We start from the raw sequence: 18,319 nt of genomic DNA on the forward strand, positions 1-18,319 counted from the left end.
CCAACCTATGCGATGGCTCCGGAGCGCAGGGCAGTGGCCACCATTTCGGCACGATCACCCGTACCGAGCTTGCGCGCGATGCGCGCCAGATGACTCTTCACGGTGAGGGCGGACAGTCCGAGCTCCTCGCCGATGTCCTTGTTGGACTTGCCGTCCGCCACCAGTTGCAGCACCTGGATCTCCCGAGCGGACAGGGAGTCGACGCCATCGCCGCGGTCGGCGGTGGATCGCGGGGCCGCCGAGGCTGCTGCCGAGACCAGGTAGGCCCGGACACCGGCACCGATGGCTGCCCGCACGCTGTAGGGATCGTCGGCCGTGCTGAGCACCAACGCACGCACCCAGCCCGCGGCACGCAGTTCGCGGATCAGGGTGATCCCCGAGCCGTCCGGCAGTGCTGCCTCCGCCACGCAGATGTCGGCGATCCCGGCACCCGACTTCACCCGGGCGTCGGCCACCGTCCCCACCTCGAGCACGTGACGCGCACCCAACACGCGCAGGGTGTGGGCTACCGAGTCCCGCAGTGACGGGGTGGCCACGACGACCATCGCAGCAAATCGACCAGGGCGAGGCACCGGGACTCCAGCTCGTTCGACCATCGTGGTCACGCCGACCTCCATGTCCAGCGGCCTGGGAAGGCCGGGGGCTTACCCGAAATGGATCGGCACCCCCCTGGGGGGCCTTGAGGACGGCAGGGCTGCGAGCTGGTCCGCTCGTCACGGCGCGCGAGCCCGATTCGGCTCGGGGCGGCCCGGATCGGCTCGGGCGGTCAGCTGCGACGGCGCGGCAGCGGGGCCACGCCGGCCGGCAGTGGTGGCAGCCCACCCACGGTGCACAACAGGGCCGCCCACGCCTCGAGGTGCGAGGCGACGTCCGCGAGTGGCGTCCAGGACGCCCGTACCTCGATCTCGACCGTCGCCGGACGCTGGGCCAGCGCACCGAAGCTCTCGGAGACCACTCGGGTGACGGTTCCCCCCGCGGCGGTGTACTCGGCGCCGGCGGCGTCGAGGCACTCCTGAAGCCAGGTCCAGCCGACCTGGCCGATCATCGGGTCGGCGCCGAGGTCCGGTTCGAGTGCCGCCCGCACGAAGGTGACGGCCCGGAACCGGCCCTCCCAGGCATCCTGGCCCGCAGGGTCGTAGAGCAACACGAATCGGCCGGTGGCGAGTTCTTCGTCGTCCTGCAGTACGTCGGCGCTCACCGCCACCGCATGGGGGGCGATGCGTTGCGGAGCAGGCACTTCCTCGAGGACGATCTCGGGCCGTAAGCGCACTGAGCGCAAGCTCTGCATCGCGGCCGCAAACTCCTCGGGCGCGTCGTCCGGCATCCTGCGCAGGGCCACGGACGGCAGCGTACGGGGCACGCCCCCGCTGTCGAGGTCACGACGCGCGGACGGATGGGGCCATACCTCGGAGTGTCGTGCTCCCACGATCACCCGAGCCCGGGGCGAGGGGGCCGGAGGCGGCACCGGAGGTGGGCCGGGCAGGGTTACCCTCGCCCGATGGCCGCCGCTCTCGCCCTGCTGTCCGGACTGCTCTGGGGGACTGCCGATTTCGGTGGCGGACTGGCCAGTCGGCGGCTGCCCGCCCTGGTCGTGGTGGGCTGGTCTCAGGCGGCGGCCTTCGTGGACCTGGTCGCCGGTGCCCTGCTCACCCGGACCGGCCTGCCGGACGGACCGTGGTTGGTCTGGGGCATGCTCAGCGGCGTCGCCGGGGCGGGCGGCTTGGTCTGCTTCTACCGGGCGTTGTCGACCGGCACCATGGGGGTCGTCTCCCCGATCGCCGGGCTCGGTGCGCTGGTTCCGGTGGTCGCCGACCTGCTGGCCGGTCACACCCCGACCCTGCTGCAGGGGATCGGCATGGGCGTGGCGCTGGCAGGGGCGGTGGCGGCGAGCGGGCCGGAGCTGTCCGGTGGGGCCAGCTCGTCCAGCGTGGTGCTGGCGGCGGTGGCCGGCTTCCTGTTCGGGCTCACCTTCGTCGGCATGGACCACGGGGCGACCTCCAGCCCGCTCTACACCGCGATCGGCATGCGGTTGGCCTCGCTGCTGCTGTTCGGAGCACTGGCCGTGGCCGCTGCCAGCCTGGGCGGGGTGCGTCCGGTGGACCTGCCGATGCTCGCGGCGGTGGGGATCGCGGACGGCGCCGCGAACCTGATCTTCAGTATTGCCTCGACGATGGGCTTGGTCAGCGTGGTGGCGGTGCTGGGGTCGCTGTACCCGGTGGCCACGGTGTTGCTGGCCCGGGTCTTCCTGGCCGAGCGGTTGCGACCGGTCCAGGTCGCCGGGGTGGTCGCCGCGCTCGGCGGGGTGGCGCTGGTCTCGGTCGGCTGAGGGCGAATCCGGCGCCGCCGGTCCGGCAGCAGCGTGATTACATCGGGTCTGTGACCCCGCCCCGCGACGACCCGATGCCCACGACGTCCGCCCTGCTCGATGCCTGTCACCGCCGTCCGGTGAGCCACACGCCGGTCTGGTTCATGCGTCAGGCCGGCCGGTCACTGCCCGAGTACCGCCGGGTGCGCGAGGGCGTGGCGATGTTGGAGTCGTGCCGCCGACCGGAGCTGGTGGCCGAGATCACCCTGCAGCCGGTACGCCGCTACGGCGTCGACGCGGCGATCTTCTTCTCCGACATCGTGGTGCCGCTGGCTGCGGTCGGCCTGGGGGTCGAGATCAGGCCGGGCGTGGGGCCGGTGGTGGACGAACCGTTCCGCACCGCGGCCGACCTCGACCGGTTGCCCGAGTTGGACCCCGCGCAGGTGCCGGACATCGCCGAGGCGGTGCGGCTGGTGGTCGCCGAGCTGGGCTCCACCCCGCTGATCGGGTTCGCGGGGGCTCCGTTCACGTTGGCCAGCTATCTGATCGAGGGTGGTCCGAGCCGAGACCTGCACCGGACCAAGGCGTTGATGTACGGCGATCCGCCGTTGTGGGATGCCCTGATGCAGCGGTTGGCGGCGATCTCGGCGACGTTCCTGCAGGTGCAGATCGCGGCCGGGGCACGCGCCGTCCAGCTGTTCGACTCCTGGGTGGGGGCGCTGCCCGCGGCCGACTACCGGCGCTTCGTGCAGCCGGCCTCGGCCACCACGCTGGCCGCCGTCCACCGGGCGCACCCCGGCGTGCCGAGGATCCACTTCGGCGTCGGCACCGGGGAGTTGCTCGCCGACATCGGCGCGGCGGGCGCCGAGGTGGTCGGCGTGGACTTCCGGGTGCCGTTGGAGGAGGCGAGCCGCCGTCTCGGCCCGGCCTACGCCGTCCAGGGCAATCTCGATCCGGCGCTGCTGTTCGCTCCCTGGGAGGTGCTGTCCGAGCGGGTACGTGCCACGGTCGAGGCCGGACGCCGAGCGCCAGGGCACGTGTTCAACCTGGGGCACGGCGTACCACCCTCCGCCGACCCGGACGTGTTGGCCCGGGTCGTCGACCTGGTGCACTCGCTCTGAAGACCTCGTGGTGATCATGCAATCCGTGCACGAAACGTGCACGGATTGCATGATCACCGAGGGTTGGGTCAGGGAGTGGGTGGTTGGGGTGGTTGGGGTGACTGTGAGCCGGACGCGGCGCCGAGGCCGGCCGGGATCAGGGGATCCTGCGGGGCCGGCGGCGCGAGGGGCGCAGGTTGGCGAGCCGGACGCCGCCGCGAGCGACGCCACCGCCAGAGTGGGATCCCGATGAGGGCGCCGACCACGGCGAACGGGATCAGCCCCCCGATCAGGGTGACGAGCACGGCTGTGGCCGACACCAGGGCGTCCCACCCGCTGGCCAGGGCTCGCGTGAAGCGGTTCTCCTCCTCGGCGGGGGCCACGTCGGGGGTCTGCAGCACCACCGTCAGCGTGGCCAGGTCGGCCCGGTCGGCGAGGGTGGCCAGGCGCGCCTGGAGTGCCTCGAGCTCGGCCTCACGTTTGGTCAGCTCGGACTCGAGCAGCACGACGTCCGAGAGGTTCTTGGCGTCGGCGAGAAGCTGTCGCACCCGGGCCACGCTCGCCTTCTGGGTGGCGGTGCGACTGGCCAGATCGGCGATATCGCCGGTGACGTCCTCGGCGGTCGAGGTTCGGCTGACCTCCGTGCCCACCCCGGCGGAGCGGTCGAGGGCCTGATTGAACTTCGGTTCGGGCACGCGCAGCACCAGCACCGATTGCCCGATCTGCGCCTCGCGCACCACCTCCCTGCCCGAGGTGGTGTCGGACTTGGCACCGACAGGGGCGGAGTAGCCGGTGCTCTCGGTGGCGACGAAACCGCCCAGATCGGTGGCCAGCTGGCGGACCCGGGTGGCGGCGGGTGCGAGCTGTTTCACCTCGATGGTGATCTCGGCGTTCCGGACGATCCGTCGTTCGGCGGCGGCTGCGGCTGCGGCGGTCGCACCGGCCTCCTGCTTGGCGCCGGCCGCCGAACCCGCGCCGCCGGCCTGATCGGCCATCCCTTCGGCGGGCGCGGCCACAGCGGGGGCCTCGCCCCCGGCGGCAGAGCCGCTCGACGTCTCGGATCCACTGCCGCAACCGGCGAGCAGCCCGGTGCCGAGCAGGGTCAGGCCGATGGCCAGGGCAGTGGCAGCCCGCCGGACGCCGGACACCCGAGGGGTGCCGGCTGGGCGGGGCGAGCGGGGCGTGGTCACGGCGGGACCCCTCCTGGTTGCATGGACTGGACTGGACTGGACTGGGCTTGACGTACCTGTGTGGGCGGTCGTGCCGTGAGATGCGCGGCTCGCCCCCGAGGTTCCCTGCGTGAGATCACGTTTGGGTCGCGAACCGATGCCGCGGCGGTACCGATGCGCCGTCGGCCCGAGCGCCATCGGCCAGAATGGGGCCATGAGCACCCCCTCGGCGCGCCAGATCAACGACACCATCCGCTACACCATGTGGTCGGTGTTCGCGGCGGAACCGCTCACCGATCCGGCGACCGGGCACCGGGCGGATCGGCGGGCGTTGTCCGAGGAGGTCGAATACGCCCTGGAGGCGCTGGCGGCCAAGGATCTGGTGGTGCGTGGCTGGTACGACGTGGCCGGATTGCGGGCCGACGCCGATCTCATGGTGTGGTGGCATGCTCCCGAGGTCGAGACCGTGCAACAGGCCTACCGGGCACTGCGGCGCACCGGGCTCGGCTCGCAACTGCACCCGGTGTTCTCGGTGGTCGGGATGCATCGCCCGGCCGAGTTCAACAAGGGGCACGTGCCGGCCTTCATGGCCGGTGAGGAGCCTCGGGGGTACCTGTGCCTGTACCCCTTCGTGCGCTCCTACGACTGGTACCTGTTGCCGGAGGAGGAGCGCCGCGCCATGTTGGTCGAGCACGGCATGGCGGCCCGGGGCTATGCCGACGTGCGTGCCAACACCGTGTCGTCCTTCGCCCTGGGCGACTACGAGTGGCTGCTGGCATTCGAGGCCGACGAGTTGCACCGCATGGTCGACCTGATGCGCGAGCTGCGGGCGGTCGAGGCCCGGCGTCACGTGCGCGAAGAGGTGCCGTTCTACACCGGCCCACGGGTGGCGTTGGGCGACCTGGTCGCGGCGCTGCCCTGAGGCGGGTCGGCGCTTCACCTGCCCGGACCTTCAGGGTGCGTCGCGGGTCGGTTACCGTGTGGGATGTGTGGGACGTGTGGGACGTGCTGATATCGCGGCATTCGCGCCGTGGGCACCGATCGCGATGACGCGCGACCAGGCACCGTTCTACCGGCCGGCATCGTCGGACCGTCCGGCACCGGCGCCCCAGGTGATCCTGGGCACCGAACGCCTCCCACCGGCGCGCCACACGGCCGGACAGGGCTCGCGGCGGGCACCGGCGTGGTACCAATTGCGCCCCTCACGCGCGAGCGGGACAAGTACCGTGGATCCGGTGAAGCGGGCGCTGGCTCTGGTCGAGCCTCTGGTGGTGCTGACCCTGGGGGCGGGCCTGGGGTTGGTCGACCAGCGTGCCATCGGCACGTCCGGCTGGTTGCGCGTCCCGGCCCTGGTGGCCTCGCTCATCCTGGTCGCGCAGGCGATCTTGATCATCGAGACCCGGCGTCACGACGCCGAGGAGGCCGCGTCCGACGAGATCGTCGCCGACTCGATCGACGTGGTCGCGCACCCGTTGCCGGTGGGCCGTCCGGGGGCCTTGACGCCGGTGTCTGTTCCGTCGCCGGACGAGCCGCCCGCCAAGAGGATGCGCGAAGGTCCCCAGGTCATGTACTTCGTGATGGGCCTGGCCGTCTGGCTGGGTCTGGCCACCCTGGCCAACCCTCGCGCGCCGCGACTGCTGTTGACGCTGTCGTTGCTGGCCTCGTTCCTGCTGTTCGCCGAGGCCTACAAGCAGATGCGCGGGCGAAGTTGACCCTGGCCAGGACGGCGCGGCGGGCCGTCCTGCCCGCGGCGGTCGGGGCGGCCACGGCGGCGCTGGGTGCCGCCGGCGTGTCGGCGCTGGCCACGGTGCTCGCCCGGCGGGCGGTCACCCCCGAGGTCGGCGAGCGGGCGGACGACGTCCAGGTGCTCGGCGTGGGTGCCGGCACCGTGACGTTGCGCGCCAGTGAGGAGACGATCGCCCCGGGACGCTACGGCCTCTGGCTGGACGGTGGCCTGGGCCACGCCCGGCTCGGCGAGGTGATCGATCACGACGAGCACTCGGGCACCGTGACCCGCCGCGTGCTCGGGGTCGACCAGGGCCACCTGCGTGAGGGTGGCGCCCGCTGGAACCAGTACCTCTACGCCGGGACGCCGCGCAGCGCGCTCGGTCTGGAGCATCACGACGTCACCGTCGACAGCGACCTCGGGCCGTTGCCCGCCTGGCTGGTGCCCCCTGCGGACTCGGAGCCGCGCAACGGCACCTGGGTGATCATGGTGCACGGGCGCGGCGCGACCCGGGAGGAGTGCCTGCGGGCGCTGCCGGTGGTGCACCGGCTCGGGTTCGCCTCGCTGGTGGTCAGTTACCGCAACGACCGGGACGTCGACACTCCGGCCCGCCGCTCGCGCTATCACCTGGGGGAGTCGGAGTGGCGTGACGTCGAGGCGGCCGTCGTCCACGCGCTGACCCAGGGTGCCCGTGACGTGGTGCTGATGGGGTGGTCGATGGGCGGGGCCATCGTGCTGCAGTTGCTCGATCGGTCCTGGACCCGCGACCGGGTCGGTTCCGTCGTGTTCGATGGCCCGGTCATCGATTGGCGTGACGTCCTGGATCACCACGCCCGGGTCAACCGCGTGCCCTACCGCATCGGGCGGCTGTCGCAGGCATTGCTGGCCCACTCCCACGGGCGTCGGCTCGCCCAGCTCGAAACCGCGCTGCCGCTGGACCGGATGGACTGGGTGGCGCGGGCGGACGAACTCGTGGTGCCGATGCTGGTACTGCACAGCGACGACGACGAGTTCGTGCCGTCGGGTCCCTCGCGCCGGCTCGCCCTGGCGCGGCCCGACCTGGTGCACCTGGTCTCGTTCCGCGGGGCGCGGCACACCAAGGAGTGGAATGTCGACTCCGAGGCGTGGGATGCCGCCGTGGCGCGCTTCCTGTTGCGGGACTAGCCGAGCGACAGTTCGTGGGCCTGCTTGTAGACCAGGTCACAGCGCTGCAGCAGGTCGTCCCAGGAGTGCTCGGGCCGGACGGTGCGGTTGCGCTCGGCCATCTCGGAGCGCCTGGCCGCGTCGGTGGCCAACTCGACCAGCGCCCGCGTCAGCCCGGCGTCGTCGTGGGCGAGCCGGCCGTGCACCCCGTCGGTGACGAAGTCGGCGATGCCGGTACGGCGGCGAGCGATCACCGGCAGTCCTGCGCAGCGGGCCTCCAGGGCAGCGATGCCGAACGACTCCAGCGTGGCCGGCGCCAGGTACAGGTCGGAGTGACGGTAGACCTCACGGATGGCGTCGTGATCGAGTCGTCCGGGCAGCATGACGTGGTCGGTGAGGCCGTAGCGCCGGATTCGGCGTCGCACCGCACGTCGTTGAGGCCCGTCCCCGATCACCACGAGCCGCAGCCGGATCCCGTCGGGTAGAAGGGCTGTGGCGTCGCGCACCACGCGCAACAGGGCGCGGGGGCGCTTACGCAGTGCCAACCGCATCACGCTGACGACCTGCACCTGCTCGACGGCGCCGGACCCGCGAGCAGGCTCCTGATCGGGATCGGGATCGGGATCGGGATCGGTGCGCGGTGCCCACGCCGCGGCGTCCACGCCGTTGGGCAGCACCGCCACCTCGGCCCGAGACCCCAGGATGTGGCGCAGCGGAGCCGCCGCCAGATCGCTGACCGCTGTCCACTGCACCGCCCAGTCGCCCCACCCGGTGAGCACATCGGCCCAGCGGTACAGCGTGCTGGCCCACCACCACAGTGAGTGCAGCGTCACCACCACCGGGATGCCGCGGTGCGCGGCCGCCCGCACGGCCAGGATGCCGAGCGGTGAGAGCACCGACAGATGAACGTGCACGACGTCCGGACGGCGTTCGTCGAGCAGGCGGTGGACGGCGGCGTTGCTGAGTGGCACGTGAGGCCACGGGACGGCGGCGCGCCACACCGGTGGCTCGGCCGCGTCGCGGCGAGGGGTCGGCCCGGCGGTCCAGCCCCAACCCGGCCGTGACCCGTCCGGCGGAGCGCACGTGAACACCTCGACCTCGTGCCCGGCGAGCTGCTGGTGGGTGGCCAGATCGCGCACCTGCACCTCGATGCCGCCCTGCTTGGGCAGGTAGGCATCGGTGACGTGCAGGATCCGCATGGTCCTGATCGTCACATACCCGGCGCCGAAGGCGAGGTCGACTCGGCTGATGTCCGCTCGATCAGCCACCGGCCGAGCAGCATGCCGTCCCCCTCGAGCAGCTGAGCCATCCGCAGCCGCGCCGATGCCGGGGCACCGGAGATGATCCGTGGGCCCGCGCCGCCGACCAGCACGGGGGACAGGCTGAGGCACAGTTCGTCGAGCAGTCCCGCCGTGAGGGCCTGGCCGAGCACCTGCGGGCCGCCCTCGAGCAGGATCCGACGCAGCCCACGCCCGGTGAGGCCGGCGATGGCGTGGTGCAGGTCGCCCTGCAGCACGAGCACCTCCCCATCGGGCCCGTGAGCCCCAGCGGCCAGCGAGGCGGGCAACGAGCCGGTGCGGCTGAGGACGGCCAACACCGGCGCGGGCGACTGCCCGAGCCGGGATCGCAGGGCGGCGAAGGCGGGCTTGGCCACCGGCACCCGATAGCCCTCGGCGCGGGCCGTGCCGGCCCCGACCACGATGACGTCGGCCAGGCCCCGCAGGACCGTGAACACCGCGCGGTCGGCCGGCCCCGAAATGCTGCCCGACAGCCCGTCCGGGCCGGACGCCGCCCCGTCGAGGGTGGCCACCATGTTGGCTCGCACCCAGCCACGCTCGGGGACCGGCTGTGGGTAGGCGTACAGCTCGGCCAGGACCGCGCGCACCGCCTCGGCGTCGCCACCCGACGGGTCGCCGATGACGACCGGGTCCGGTACCACCCGGCGCAGCAGGGTCATCGGGGCACCGGGGTACCGACAGCGGCGGCGGGCTCGGTGAGTTCGCGGACCTGCCGCTTGATGCGGCGCAGCAGCCCGGCCATTCCGTTGCGGCGCAACGGACTCACCACGCCGCTCAGCCCCAACCGGTCGGGTAGGTCGTCCGGCAGCCCGAGCACCGCGGCGGCGCTCACGCCGTCCAAGCCCTGGCAGAGCACGGCGGCGAAGCCCCGCGTGGTGGGGGACTGCGCCGGCGCCCGCACGTGGACGTGGACCCCGCGTGGCGTTGGATCAGCCGGGTCGTCGAGATCACCGAGCCGTTCGTGCTCGTCGAGCTCGACCAGCACGAACACCGGCGACTGGCACTCGGCGACCGGCTCCATCTCGTCGCGGCGTGCGGCGATGTGGGCCGGCAACTCGGGAAGCTCGTCGGCGAAGTCGACCAACATCTGCAAACGGTCGCCGGGAGCGAGGGCACCGAACTCCTCGGCGATGTCGGCCAGCACCGGAGGCAGCGGCGTCCCGATCATGCCCGGCTCGCCAGGTGCACCACGGCGACGCTGTCAGCCGGCAGCCGCAGACTGCCCGACCCGGGCACCAGGGTCAGATTGCTCGGCCAGGCGAGCACCACGTCGGCGGTCGTGGGGACGGGCAGGTCGACCACCACCGGTGACAGATTGACCAGGACGTCGAATCCGCCACGGTGCACCACCAGCCAATTCTGGCCCACGGTCACGCTCACGGCGTCGAGGTCGTCGGCCCGCAGATCCGGCTCCCGCCGGCGCAGCGCGATCAGGGCGGTGTACCAGCGCAGCATCGCGGCGTGCTCGCCCAGATCGGACTCGGCCCAAGCGAGCACCGAGGCGTCCCGGGTGGCGGCGGCCTGCGGGTCGGGGATCTCGAGATCCGACCAGCCCTGATCGGCGAACTCGGCGTAGCGGCCACGGCGCACCGCGGCACCGAGCTCGGCGTCGAAGTCCGTGAAGTACTGCCAGGGGGTGGACGCCGCCCACTCCTCACCCATGAACAGCATCGGCGTGAACGGTGAGGTGAGCACCAGAGCGGCGCCCGCGGCCACCCGCCCGAGCCCCACCTGGGCGCTGATCCGGTCGCCGAGGGCGCGATTGCCCACCTGATCGTGGTTCTGCAGGTAGCCGAGGAACTGGTGACCACGATGCAACCCCGGGTCGACCGGGCGGCCCCAGTCCCGGCCGCGGAAGCTGGAGAAGTCGCCGGCGTGACGGAACACCCGCGTCAACGTCCGGGCGACGGTCAGCTCGTCGCCGAAGTCGGCGTAGTAGCCCTGCTTCTCGCTGGTGATCCAGGCGTGCAACGCGTGGTGCAGGTCATCGCTCCACTGGGCGTGCATACCCAGGCCGCCGTCGGCGGTCGGCTCGACCGTGGCCGGGTCGTTCAGATCGCTCTCGGCGATCAGGGTCAAGGGCCGGCCGAGTCGATCCGACAGGGCGGCCACCTCGTCGGACAACTCGGCCAGGATGTGTCGCGGCGAGTCGTCGACGAGGGAGTGCACGGCGTCCAGGCGCAGGCAGTCGAGGTGGAAATCGGTGAACCAGGCCAGGGCGCTGTCGATCACCCAGCGGCGCACCGGGGCCGAGTCCTCGCCGTCCAGGTTCACCGCCGGACCCCAGGGCGTGGTGTGGACCCGGCTGAAGTAGGGACCGATCTCGGCCAGGTAGTTGCCCGCCGGTCCGAGGTGGTTGTAGACGACGTCGAGGCACACCGCCAGCCCGCGGGCATGGCAGGCGTCGACGAAGCGCTGCAGTGCCCGTGGCCCGCCGTAGGACTCGTGGACGCCGTAGGGCGCCACGCCGTCATAACCCCAGCCGCGCTCGCCCTCGAACGGCGCCAGTGGCAACAGCTCGACGACGTCGACGCCCAGTCGCACCAGGTGATCCAGCCGCTCGGTCGCCGCGGCCAGCGTCCCCTCCGGGGTGAAGGTGCCGACGTGCACCTCGTAGAACACGGCTCCCAGCAGCTCGCGCGCCTGGTTCGGCCACGCCGCCTCCGCTGCCGACCACTGGTGGCGTGCCGGGTCGAAGACGCGGCTGGCGGCATGGACGCCGTGTGGCTGCCATCGGGTGCGTGGGTCGGGTCGCGGGGCGCCCGGACCGTCGCCCCGATCGACGGCGAAGGCATAGTCGGTGCCGTGCCCGGCCTCGGGGACGTCGAGCCGCCACCAACCGTCATGCTCGGCCCGCATCGGGCGGACGTCGGTGAGCTCGCGCCGGACGTCGTCCCGTGACCGATCCCCGGGCAGATCCACAGCCGGGCCCACGTGAAGGTTCACGCCGTGCGCCTGCGGTGACCAGAGCCGGAAGACGTGCATCGCCCAACCCTGTCAAGACACGCGGGCGCGGTCTAATCCGCGGGATGGGTGACATCGGCCACGGGGTGCCTGCGATGATCGGCGCCATGTCCAAGTCGAAGAACAACGGGAAGGCCGACAAGGCCGCCAAGGTCAAGGGATCGGCGTCGACGAAGCGTGCCCTGGGCGAGGTGCTGCGCGTCGGTGAGGGCTTCGAGCTGTCGAGCATCGACCCGGCGGGAACCCCCGGTTTCCCGGGGTCGCGCTCGGATTCCGAGAAGGCGCTCGCTGCCGGCACCCCAGTGCTGTCCGATCTGCAGGAGCGGCTCTGGGCCGAGTCCCGCGGCGGCGGAACGCGTTCGGTGCTGCTCGTCGTCCAGGGCATGGACACCTCGGGCAAGGGCGGCATCATGCGCCACGTGGTCTCGAGCGTCGACCCGCAGGGCATCCGGTACACCGCGTTCAAGGCGCCCACGGCCGAGGAGCGGGCCCACGACTTCTTGTGGCGCATCCGCAACGCCCTGCCGAGCGCCGGCCAGATCGGGGTCTTCGACCGGTCGCACTACGAGGACGTGTTGATCGCCAGGGTGCTCGGTCTGGTGCCCCGCGCCACCTGGATGCGGCGCTACGCCACCATCAACCGGTTCGAGGAACAGTTGGCGGCCAAGGGCACCACGGTGCTGAAGGTGATGCTGCACATCAGCAAGGACGAGCAGAAGGCGCGCTTGGCTGCCCGGCTCGATCGCCCGGACAAGTACTGGAAGTACAACCCCGGTGACCTCGACCAGCGGGCGCACTGGGACGAGTACCAGGAGGCCTACCAGGCGGCGTTGACCCGGTGTTCGACCGAGGCGGCGCCCTGGCACGTGGTGCCCGCGAACAACAAGTGGTACGCCCGGTGGGCGGTGCAGCGGCTGCTGCTCGACACCCTCACCGAGCTCGACCCGACCTGGCCGCCGGCCGACTTCGACGTCGAGGCCGAGAAGGCGCGCCTGGCCGGGCTCTGATCTGACCCGTCAGACCGGTCAGACCCTTCAGACCGGTCAGACCGGTCAGACCGGGATCGGCACCGCCGAGGTCGCGTCGGAGCTCAGCGCGACCGCCAGCACGTGTCCGAGTTGGCCCAACCGCCACAGCTCACTGCGGTGGAACCCGTAGCCGGTGTCGCGTGCCAGCAACAGGGCCAGACCCATCCCGCCATCGGTGGGGTCGGGCAGTCCGAGCGGCACCAGGGCACCGCCGCCCGCCGAGGGCGACCGGTCGCGGCGCAGGTCGACCGACGCCAGGCGCAACGGACCAGCGGGCAGGATCTGCGTTTCGGCCGGCGCATGGTCGCTGCGGGCCAGCACCCCGCGCAGGTCGCCGGCGTAGTCCAGGATGGCGGCCCAGTCGGCGCCGAGGGCAGGCGGGGCGCCGTCCACCAGGGTGCGCAGGGCCGAGTTCGGGCGCGTCAGCACCTGCTCGACCAGCTGCAGGTCGGCGTGCCCACTGACCGGTGGCACCCCCGAGCGCACGCCGACCACGTCGATCCCGGCCAGCCCACTGATGGCAGAGGTCACGGCGGACAGGTGGGACAGATCGCGCACGGTGACGGTCACGTCGTCCAGTGCCCGACCACCCTCGCTCTCGAGCACGTCGACGGCCTCGATGTCCGCGCCGGCGGTGCCGAGCGCCGAGGTGAGGCGGCCGAGTGAGCCGGGACGGTCGGGCAGGCAGATCCTGATCAGAGCCAACATGGATTCAGCATTGCCAACGTGTGTTCCGGCAACGTTACAGATCAGTTACCGGGATCAGGCCGGGCCAGCAAGGCCACCGGCAGGGTGGCGAGCAGCTCACCCAGAGCGCACGATCCGCCGTCCAGCTCTCGTCCGGTGAGCAGATCGCGCCAGCGACCCTCGGGCAGCGTCACGGTGTGTTCGCCCCAGCCACCGCGCCGATCCAGCGCGACCGGCATCCGGGTGATCACGGTGACCGCGACGGGTTCGTCGTCGCGGGTGCGCGCGAAGGCCACCGCGTTGCCGGTGGTGGTCGGCACCGGTGTGTAGCCGGCCAGCGGGCCGACGAAGGCTTCCGGATGGTGGCGGCGCAGTCGCAGCGCGGCCGCGGTCACGCGGAGCTTCTCGGCATCCAGCGGCCGCCACGCGCCGGCGGGCACGGTGTCGGCGTCGTCGTCGGTGTCGGCGTCCAGGCCCGCGAGCAGTTCGCGCCGCCGGGCGTAGTCCACCGGACGGCGATTGTCCGGGTCGACCAGCGACAGGTCCACCAGCTCACAGCCCTGATAGACGTCGGGCACCCCGGGCATGGTCAGTTGCACCAACTTCTGACCGAGCAGCGCCACCCGGGCGGGGGCGCGCAACTGCTCGCAGAACGCCCCCACCTCGGTCATCAGCTCGGCGTCGTCCAGCACGTCACGGGCGAAGTCGGCGACCGCGTCGTCGTAGCCGGGCGTGGGATGGGTCCAGGAGGTGTATCGCTTGGCCTCACGGGTGGCCTTCTCGAGATAGCGCACCAGGCGGGTGGCCTCCGGCGGACCGAGTGGTTCGTGCGGTTCGTGATGTTCGTGCGGTTCGTGGTGTGCCTGCCGGTCGGGCGAGGCGCCGTGGTCGTTCCAGGTGCCGACCAGGCTCTGCCAGAACAGGTAGACCGTCGCCGTGTCCGGCGCCGGGACGGCGGCGTCGCTGCTGCGGTAGCGCCCGGCCGACTCGGTCCAGCCCCGCACCGCCTCGGCCCACTCGGCCGACAGTTCGGTCAGCGCGTAGAGCCGCGCTCGCACGTCCTCGGACCGCTTGGTGTCATGGGTCGACAGCGTGGTCATGGTCGCGGGCCAGTCCCGCTGGATCCGGCTGGCGTAGTCGTGGAAGTCCTCCGGTGGCACCCCGACCAGGTTGGGATCGCCGCCGACCTCGTTGAGTGCCACCAGCCGGTGCCAGCGGTAGAACGCGGTGTCCTCGACGCCCTTGGCCATGATCGGGCCACAGGTCTGCTGAAACCGGACGACGAACTCGGCGCGCCGCTGGTCGAGCCAGGGCGAGGGGCGTACCGGCAACGGGCGGTCGAGCACCAGGTCGCGCAACAGGTCGAGGGTCTCGTGGGAGAACTGCGGCAGGCGTGATCGGGCGATCTCGCAGGCGGCGTCGATCACCTCCACCGCCTCGGGTGGCGCCGCCACTCCCGGGACGACGTAGGCGCGGTAGCGATCCATCGCCACCAGGAGCTCGACCAGGCAGGCCAGGAGCTGGCGGGGGGTGTGATCGCGCAGCACCACCTCGTCGCGGCAGATCTCGGCGGCCAGGTCGACCAGGCGTGACACCTCGGCGTAGAGCGTGCCCTCGATGACCTCGCGCTTGGCCTCCTCGACCACCCCGGCGAAATCGGGGGAGTCGCCGGTGAGTTCGGTCAGCAGCGCCGCCAGCGGGGCGGCGCACGAGGGATCGACGAACAGACCCCCGACCCGGTGCAGCGCGTCGTATCCGGTCGTGCCGGCACAGGCCCAGTCGGCGGGCAGACGCTCGTCGCCCTCGAGGATCTTCTCGACCACCACCCAGGGGGCGTCGGGAGCCTCGGCGAGTCGAGCCAGGTAGCCGGCCGGGTCGGCCAGCCCGTCCGGATGGTCGATCCGCAGCCCGGTCAGGTCGCCCGCGGCGACCAGGTCGAGCAGCAGGGCGTGCGTGGCGTGGAAGACATCGCCGTCCTCGACCCGCACCGCCGCCAGGGTGTCGACATCGAAGAACCGCCGGTAGTTCAGCTCCTCCGCGCCGACCCGCCACCAGGCCAGCCGATACCACTGCCGGTCGACCAGTTCCTCGAGCGGCAGCCCGGCGGTGCCCGATCGCAGCGGGAAGACGTGATCGCCGTAGCGCAGCACCGGCTCGTCGTCGAGCGACTCGACCTGCAACTCCCCGCGCGAGAGCACGGTGCCGATGCGTTCGCCGAGCACCGGCATGAGCACCGCACGGTGTTCGACGCTCCAGTCGACGTCGAACCAGCGGGCGAACGGCGAACTGGGTCCGTCACGCAGTACCGACCACAGGGCCGCGTTCAGCCGTACCGGGGTGGGCACCGCCATGTGATTGGGCACCACGTCGGCCACGGCCGACAGGCCGTGCGCACGCAGTGCGGCGCTCATCCGGTCGAAGGCCTCACGCCCCCCTGCCTCGGTGTTGAGCTGCGAGTGGTCGATCACGTCGTAGCCGTGGCTCGACCCCGGCGCCGGCTGCAGGATCGGGGAGAGGTAGACGTGCGAGACCCCGAGATCGGCCAGGTAGGGGGCCAGTGCGGCGACGTCGTCGAAGCCGAACCCGGAGTGCACCTGCAGCCGGTAGGTAGCGGTCGGGACGATCACGGGCTCCGCCTCCGCGACCGGCGGGTGGTCGGCGCCGGTGGCGGCACCTGGGGATCGTCGTGGCGGCGGCGCAGCGCCGGCGTGGGTGGGGGAACGGCACCGCTGATCGGCCGGATGGCCGGACCCCGGTTCGTCGGGCGGTCGGTGTCCGGCGGTGTGGCGCGCAACACCACCATCGAACGGGACTCCACCGGCAGGACGTCGCCGGGCGCGTAGGTGTCGCCGCCGTCGGACCGGTCGAGCTCGTCGTCCGCGGTGTCGATCAGAACTGCCCACCAGGCGCCGTAGTCCTTGGCCGGGATCGTCACGTCGAGCGCCTCGTAATGGGCGTTGAAGACCACCAGGAACGAGGTGTCCACCACACGTAGACCCCGGGTGTCGGGTTCCTGGATCCGCTCACCGTTGAGGAAGACCGTCATGGCGCGGGCGTATCCGTTGCGCCAGTCCTCCTCGGTCATCTCGATGCCGGACGGCGTGAACCAGGCGATGTCACCCACCGCGCTCGTGCCGCCCTGATACGCCGACCCCTTGAAGAACCGCCGACGGCGGAAGACCGGGTGGTCGCGGCGCAGCCGCACCAACCGGCCGGTGAAGGCGAGCAGGTCGGCCTGGGCCTGGTCGAGATCCCAGTCGACCCACGACAGCTCGTTGTCCTGGCAGTAGACGTTGTTGTTGCCCTGCTGGGTGCGGCCCAGCTCGTCGCCGTGGGCGAGCATCGGCACGCCCTGCGACAGCAGCAGCGTGGTCAGGAAGTTGCGGTGCTGACGGCTGCGCAGCGAGATCACCGCGGAATCGTCGGTCGGGCCCTCGGAGCCGCAGTTCCACGAGCGGTTGTGGCCCTCGCCGTCCGCGCCGCCCTCGCCGTTGGCCTCGTTGCGCTTCTCGTTGTACGAGACCAGGTCGCGCAGCGTGAAGCCGTCATGGGCAGTCACGAAGTTGATGCTCGCGATCGGGTGGCGGCCGTCGTCCTGGTACAGGTCGGACGATCCGCTGATGCGTGAGGCGAACTCGCCCAGGGTCGAGGGCTCACCGCGCCAGAAGTCGCGCACCGTGTCGCGGTACTTGCCGTTCCACTCGGTCCACAGCGGCGGGAAGTTGCCGACCTGGTACCCACCCTCGCCGACGTCCCACGGCTCGGCGATCAGCTTGACCTGAGAGACCACCGGGTCCTGCTGCACGATGTCGAAGAACGCGCTCAACCGGTCCACCTCGTGGAACTGGCGGGCCAGCGTGGCGGCCAGGTCGAACCGGAAGCCGTCGACGTGCATGTCGAGCACCCAGTACCGCAGCGAGTCCATGATCAGCTGCAACACGTGCGGGTGGCGCATCAGCAGGCTGTTGCCGGTGCCGGTGGTGTCGTAGTAGTGCGTCCGGTCGCCATCGACCAGCCGGTAGTAGGCGTTGTTGTCGATGCCGCGGAAGCACAGCGTCGGCCCCAGGTGGTTGCCCTCGGCGGTGTGGTTGTAGACGACGTCGAGGATCACCTCGATGTCGGCCTCGTGCAGCGCCTTGACCATGGCCTTGAACTCCTGCACCTGCTGGCCGCGCTGGCCCGCCGAGGAGTAGGCGTTGTGCGGGGCGAAGAAGCCGATCGTGTTGTAGCCCCAGTAGTTCGACAGGCCCTTGGCGACCAGCGTGGTGTCCTGCACGAACTGGTGCACGGGCATGAGCTCGATCGCGGTGATGCCCAGATCGGTCAGATGCGAGATCACGCTCGGGTGGGCCAGGGCGGCATAGGTGCCGCGGATCTCGTCCGGCACCCCCGGATGGGTCATGGTCAGGCCCTTGACGTGGGCCTCGTAGAGGATCGACTCGTGGTACTCGTGGCGGGGTGGCCGGTCGGTGCCCCAGTCGAAGAACGGGTTGATCACCACCGACAACATGGTGTGGCCCAGGCTGTCGGTCTGGTTGAAGGCGTTGGGGTCCTCGAAGGTGTACGAGAACAGCGCCTCGTCGCCGTCGATCTGACCCTCGATCGCCTTGGCGTAGGGGTCGAGCAGCAGCTTGGCCGGGTTGCAGCGGTGACCCCAGCTCGGGTCGTAGGGGCCGTGGATGCGATAGCCGTACCGCTGGCCGGGGCCCACTCGGGGCAGGTACCCGTGCCAGACGAAGGCGTCGACCTCGGTGAGGTCGATCCGCTCCTCACCGCCGGCCGAGTCGATCAGGCACAGCTCGACGCGCTGTGCCACTTCGGAGAACAGCGCGAAGTTGGTGCCGGCGCCGTCGAACGTGGCGCCCAACGGGTAGGGATTACCGGGCCAGATCTCCATGA

16 protein-coding genes are annotated in these 18,319 nt (G+C 71.5%); 6 read left to right on the forward strand and 10 right to left on the reverse strand.

Annotated features, from left to right (window positions below; all coding sequences use genetic code 11):
* Positions 1-5 precede the first annotated feature (5 nt).
* Positions 6-596, reverse strand: coding sequence for a response regulator transcription factor (locus IPK24_13125; protein MBK8076474.1), 591 nt, complete (start codon positions 594-596; stop codon positions 6-8).
* Between the two features lie 170 nt (positions 597-766).
* Positions 767-1,324 (reverse strand): DUF3000 domain-containing protein, encoded by a 558-nt coding sequence (locus IPK24_13130; protein ID MBK8076475.1) that lies wholly within the window; start codon positions 1,322-1,324, stop codon positions 767-769.
* A gap of 174 nt (positions 1,325-1,498) precedes the next feature.
* Here IPK24_13130 and IPK24_13135 point away from each other — a divergent pair, with 174 nt between their 5' ends.
* The gene (locus tag IPK24_13135) at positions 1,499-2,326 is read left to right on the forward strand and encodes a DMT family transporter (GenBank protein MBK8076476.1); all 828 of its coding nucleotides are present in this window, start codon (positions 1,499-1,501) and stop codon (positions 2,324-2,326) included.
* 74 nt (positions 2,327-2,400) lie between these two features.
* Complete coding sequence (hemE, locus tag IPK24_13140; protein MBK8076477.1) at positions 2,401-3,426, forward strand: uroporphyrinogen decarboxylase; 1,026 nt, start codon at positions 2,401-2,403, stop codon at positions 3,424-3,426.
* Between the two features lie 68 nt (positions 3,427-3,494).
* Here the strand turns inward: hemE and IPK24_13145 are convergent, their stop codons facing one another.
* Positions 3,495-4,595: a DUF4349 domain-containing protein gene (locus IPK24_13145; GenBank protein MBK8076478.1), complete on the reverse strand. Its 1,101-nt coding sequence runs from the start codon at positions 4,593-4,595 to the stop codon at positions 3,495-3,497.
* A gap of 193 nt (positions 4,596-4,788) precedes the next feature.
* On the opposite strand from IPK24_13145, the gene IPK24_13150 reads away from it, so the two are divergent.
* The 3 genes from IPK24_13150 to IPK24_13160 all read left to right on the forward strand — a co-directional run bounded on the left by IPK24_13150 (position 4,789) and on the right by IPK24_13160 (position 7,464).
* Positions 4,789-5,496 carry a chlorite dismutase family protein gene (locus tag IPK24_13150; GenBank protein ID MBK8076479.1) on the forward strand — a complete coding sequence of 236 codons (708 nt, stop codon included), beginning with the start codon at positions 4,789-4,791 and terminating at the stop codon, positions 5,494-5,496.
* A 313-nt stretch (positions 5,497-5,809) separates the two neighbouring features.
* Complete coding sequence (locus tag IPK24_13155) at positions 5,810-6,286, forward strand: hypothetical protein (protein ID MBK8076480.1); 477 nt, start codon at positions 5,810-5,812, stop codon at positions 6,284-6,286.
* Between the two features lie 2 nt (positions 6,287-6,288).
* Positions 6,289-7,464 carry an alpha/beta fold hydrolase gene (locus IPK24_13160; GenBank protein MBK8076481.1) on the forward strand — a complete coding sequence of 392 codons (1,176 nt, stop codon included), beginning with the start codon at positions 6,289-6,291 and terminating at the stop codon, positions 7,462-7,464.
* On the opposite strand, the gene IPK24_13165 is transcribed toward IPK24_13160, so the two are convergent.
* From IPK24_13165 to treZ, 4 genes are read right to left on the reverse strand one after another with little or no spacing between them, the layout of a single operon-like run.
* Positions 7,461-8,711 carry a glycosyltransferase family 4 protein gene (locus IPK24_13165; GenBank protein ID MBK8076482.1) on the reverse strand — a complete coding sequence of 417 codons (1,251 nt, stop codon included), beginning with the start codon at positions 8,709-8,711 and terminating at the stop codon, positions 7,461-7,463. The genes IPK24_13160 and IPK24_13165 overlap by 4 nt on opposite strands.
* Positions 8,654-9,400 (reverse strand): dihydrofolate reductase family protein, encoded by a 747-nt coding sequence (locus IPK24_13170; protein MBK8076483.1) that lies wholly within the window; start codon positions 9,398-9,400, stop codon positions 8,654-8,656. Before IPK24_13170 ends, IPK24_13165 begins: the two co-directional genes overlap by 58 nt.
* Entirely contained in the window at positions 9,397-9,909 is a 513-nt protein-coding gene (locus IPK24_13175; protein ID MBK8076484.1) for a SufE family protein, read from the reverse strand. Before IPK24_13175 ends, IPK24_13170 begins: the two co-directional genes overlap by 4 nt.
* Positions 9,906-11,726 carry a malto-oligosyltrehalose trehalohydrolase gene (gene treZ / locus IPK24_13180; GenBank protein MBK8076485.1) on the reverse strand — a complete coding sequence of 607 codons (1,821 nt, stop codon included), beginning with the start codon at positions 11,724-11,726 and terminating at the stop codon, positions 9,906-9,908. Before treZ ends, IPK24_13175 begins: the two co-directional genes overlap by 4 nt.
* 74 nt (positions 11,727-11,800) lie before the next feature.
* Here treZ and IPK24_13185 point away from each other — a divergent pair, with 74 nt between their 5' ends.
* Positions 11,801-12,712, forward strand: a complete 912-nt coding sequence (locus IPK24_13185) for a polyphosphate kinase 2 family protein (protein MBK8076486.1) — start codon at positions 11,801-11,803, stop codon at positions 12,710-12,712.
* A gap of 45 nt (positions 12,713-12,757) precedes the next feature.
* Here the strand turns inward: IPK24_13185 and IPK24_13190 are convergent, their stop codons facing one another.
* Genes IPK24_13190 through glgX form a run of 3 tightly spaced genes read right to left on the reverse strand, consistent with a single transcriptional unit; the run spans position 12,758 to position 18,317 of the window.
* Positions 12,758-13,441, reverse strand: a complete 684-nt coding sequence (locus IPK24_13190; protein ID MBK8076487.1) for an ACT domain-containing protein — start codon at positions 13,439-13,441, stop codon at positions 12,758-12,760.
* Between the two features lie 41 nt (positions 13,442-13,482).
* Complete coding sequence (treY, locus tag IPK24_13195; protein MBK8076488.1) at positions 13,483-16,047, reverse strand: malto-oligosyltrehalose synthase; 2,565 nt, start codon at positions 16,045-16,047, stop codon at positions 13,483-13,485.
* Positions 16,044-18,317: a glycogen debranching protein GlgX gene (glgX, locus tag IPK24_13200; protein MBK8076489.1), complete on the reverse strand. Its 2,274-nt coding sequence runs from the start codon at positions 18,315-18,317 to the stop codon at positions 16,044-16,046. Before glgX ends, treY begins: the two co-directional genes overlap by 4 nt.
* Positions 18,318-18,319 lie beyond the last annotated feature (2 nt).

Source organism: Kineosporiaceae bacterium, assembly GCA_016713225.1.
Lineage (GTDB): Bacteria > Actinomycetota > Actinomycetes > Actinomycetales > Kineosporiaceae > JADJPO01.

What these genes read in the sequence shown, in the direction of transcription:
- IPK24_13125 (MBK8076474.1), bottom strand. Translation starts at nt 596, where the DNA reads ATGGTCGAACGAGCTGGAGTCCCGGTGCCTCGCCCTGGTCGATTTGCT.
- IPK24_13130 (MBK8076475.1), bottom strand. Translation starts at nt 1,324, where the DNA reads ATGCCGGACGACGCGCCCGAGGAGTTTGCGGCCGCGATGCAGAGCTTG.
- IPK24_13135 (MBK8076476.1), top strand. Translation starts at nt 1,499, where the DNA reads ATGGCCGCCGCTCTCGCCCTGCTGTCCGGACTGCTCTGGGGGACTGCC.
- hemE (MBK8076477.1), top strand. Translation starts at nt 2,401, where the DNA reads ATGCCCACGACGTCCGCCCTGCTCGATGCCTGTCACCGCCGTCCGGTG.
- IPK24_13150 (MBK8076479.1), top strand. Translation starts at nt 4,789, where the DNA reads ATGAGCACCCCCTCGGCGCGCCAGATCAACGACACCATCCGCTACACC.
- IPK24_13170 (MBK8076483.1), bottom strand. Translation starts at nt 9,400, where the DNA reads ATGACCCTGCTGCGCCGGGTGGTACCGGACCCGGTCGTCATCGGCGAC.
- IPK24_13175 (MBK8076484.1), bottom strand. Translation starts at nt 9,909, where the DNA reads ATGATCGGGACGCCGCTGCCTCCGGTGCTGGCCGACATCGCCGAGGAG.
- treZ (MBK8076485.1), bottom strand. Translation starts at nt 11,726, where the DNA reads ATGCACGTCTTCCGGCTCTGGTCACCGCAGGCGCACGGCGTGAACCTT.
- IPK24_13185 (MBK8076486.1), top strand. Translation starts at nt 11,801, where the DNA reads ATGATCGGCGCCATGTCCAAGTCGAAGAACAACGGGAAGGCCGACAAG.
- IPK24_13190 (MBK8076487.1), bottom strand. Translation starts at nt 13,441, where the DNA reads ATGTTGGCTCTGATCAGGATCTGCCTGCCCGACCGTCCCGGCTCACTC.
- glgX (MBK8076489.1), bottom strand. Translation starts at nt 18,317, where the DNA reads ATGGAGATCTGGCCCGGTAATCCCTACCCGTTGGGCGCCACGTTCGAC.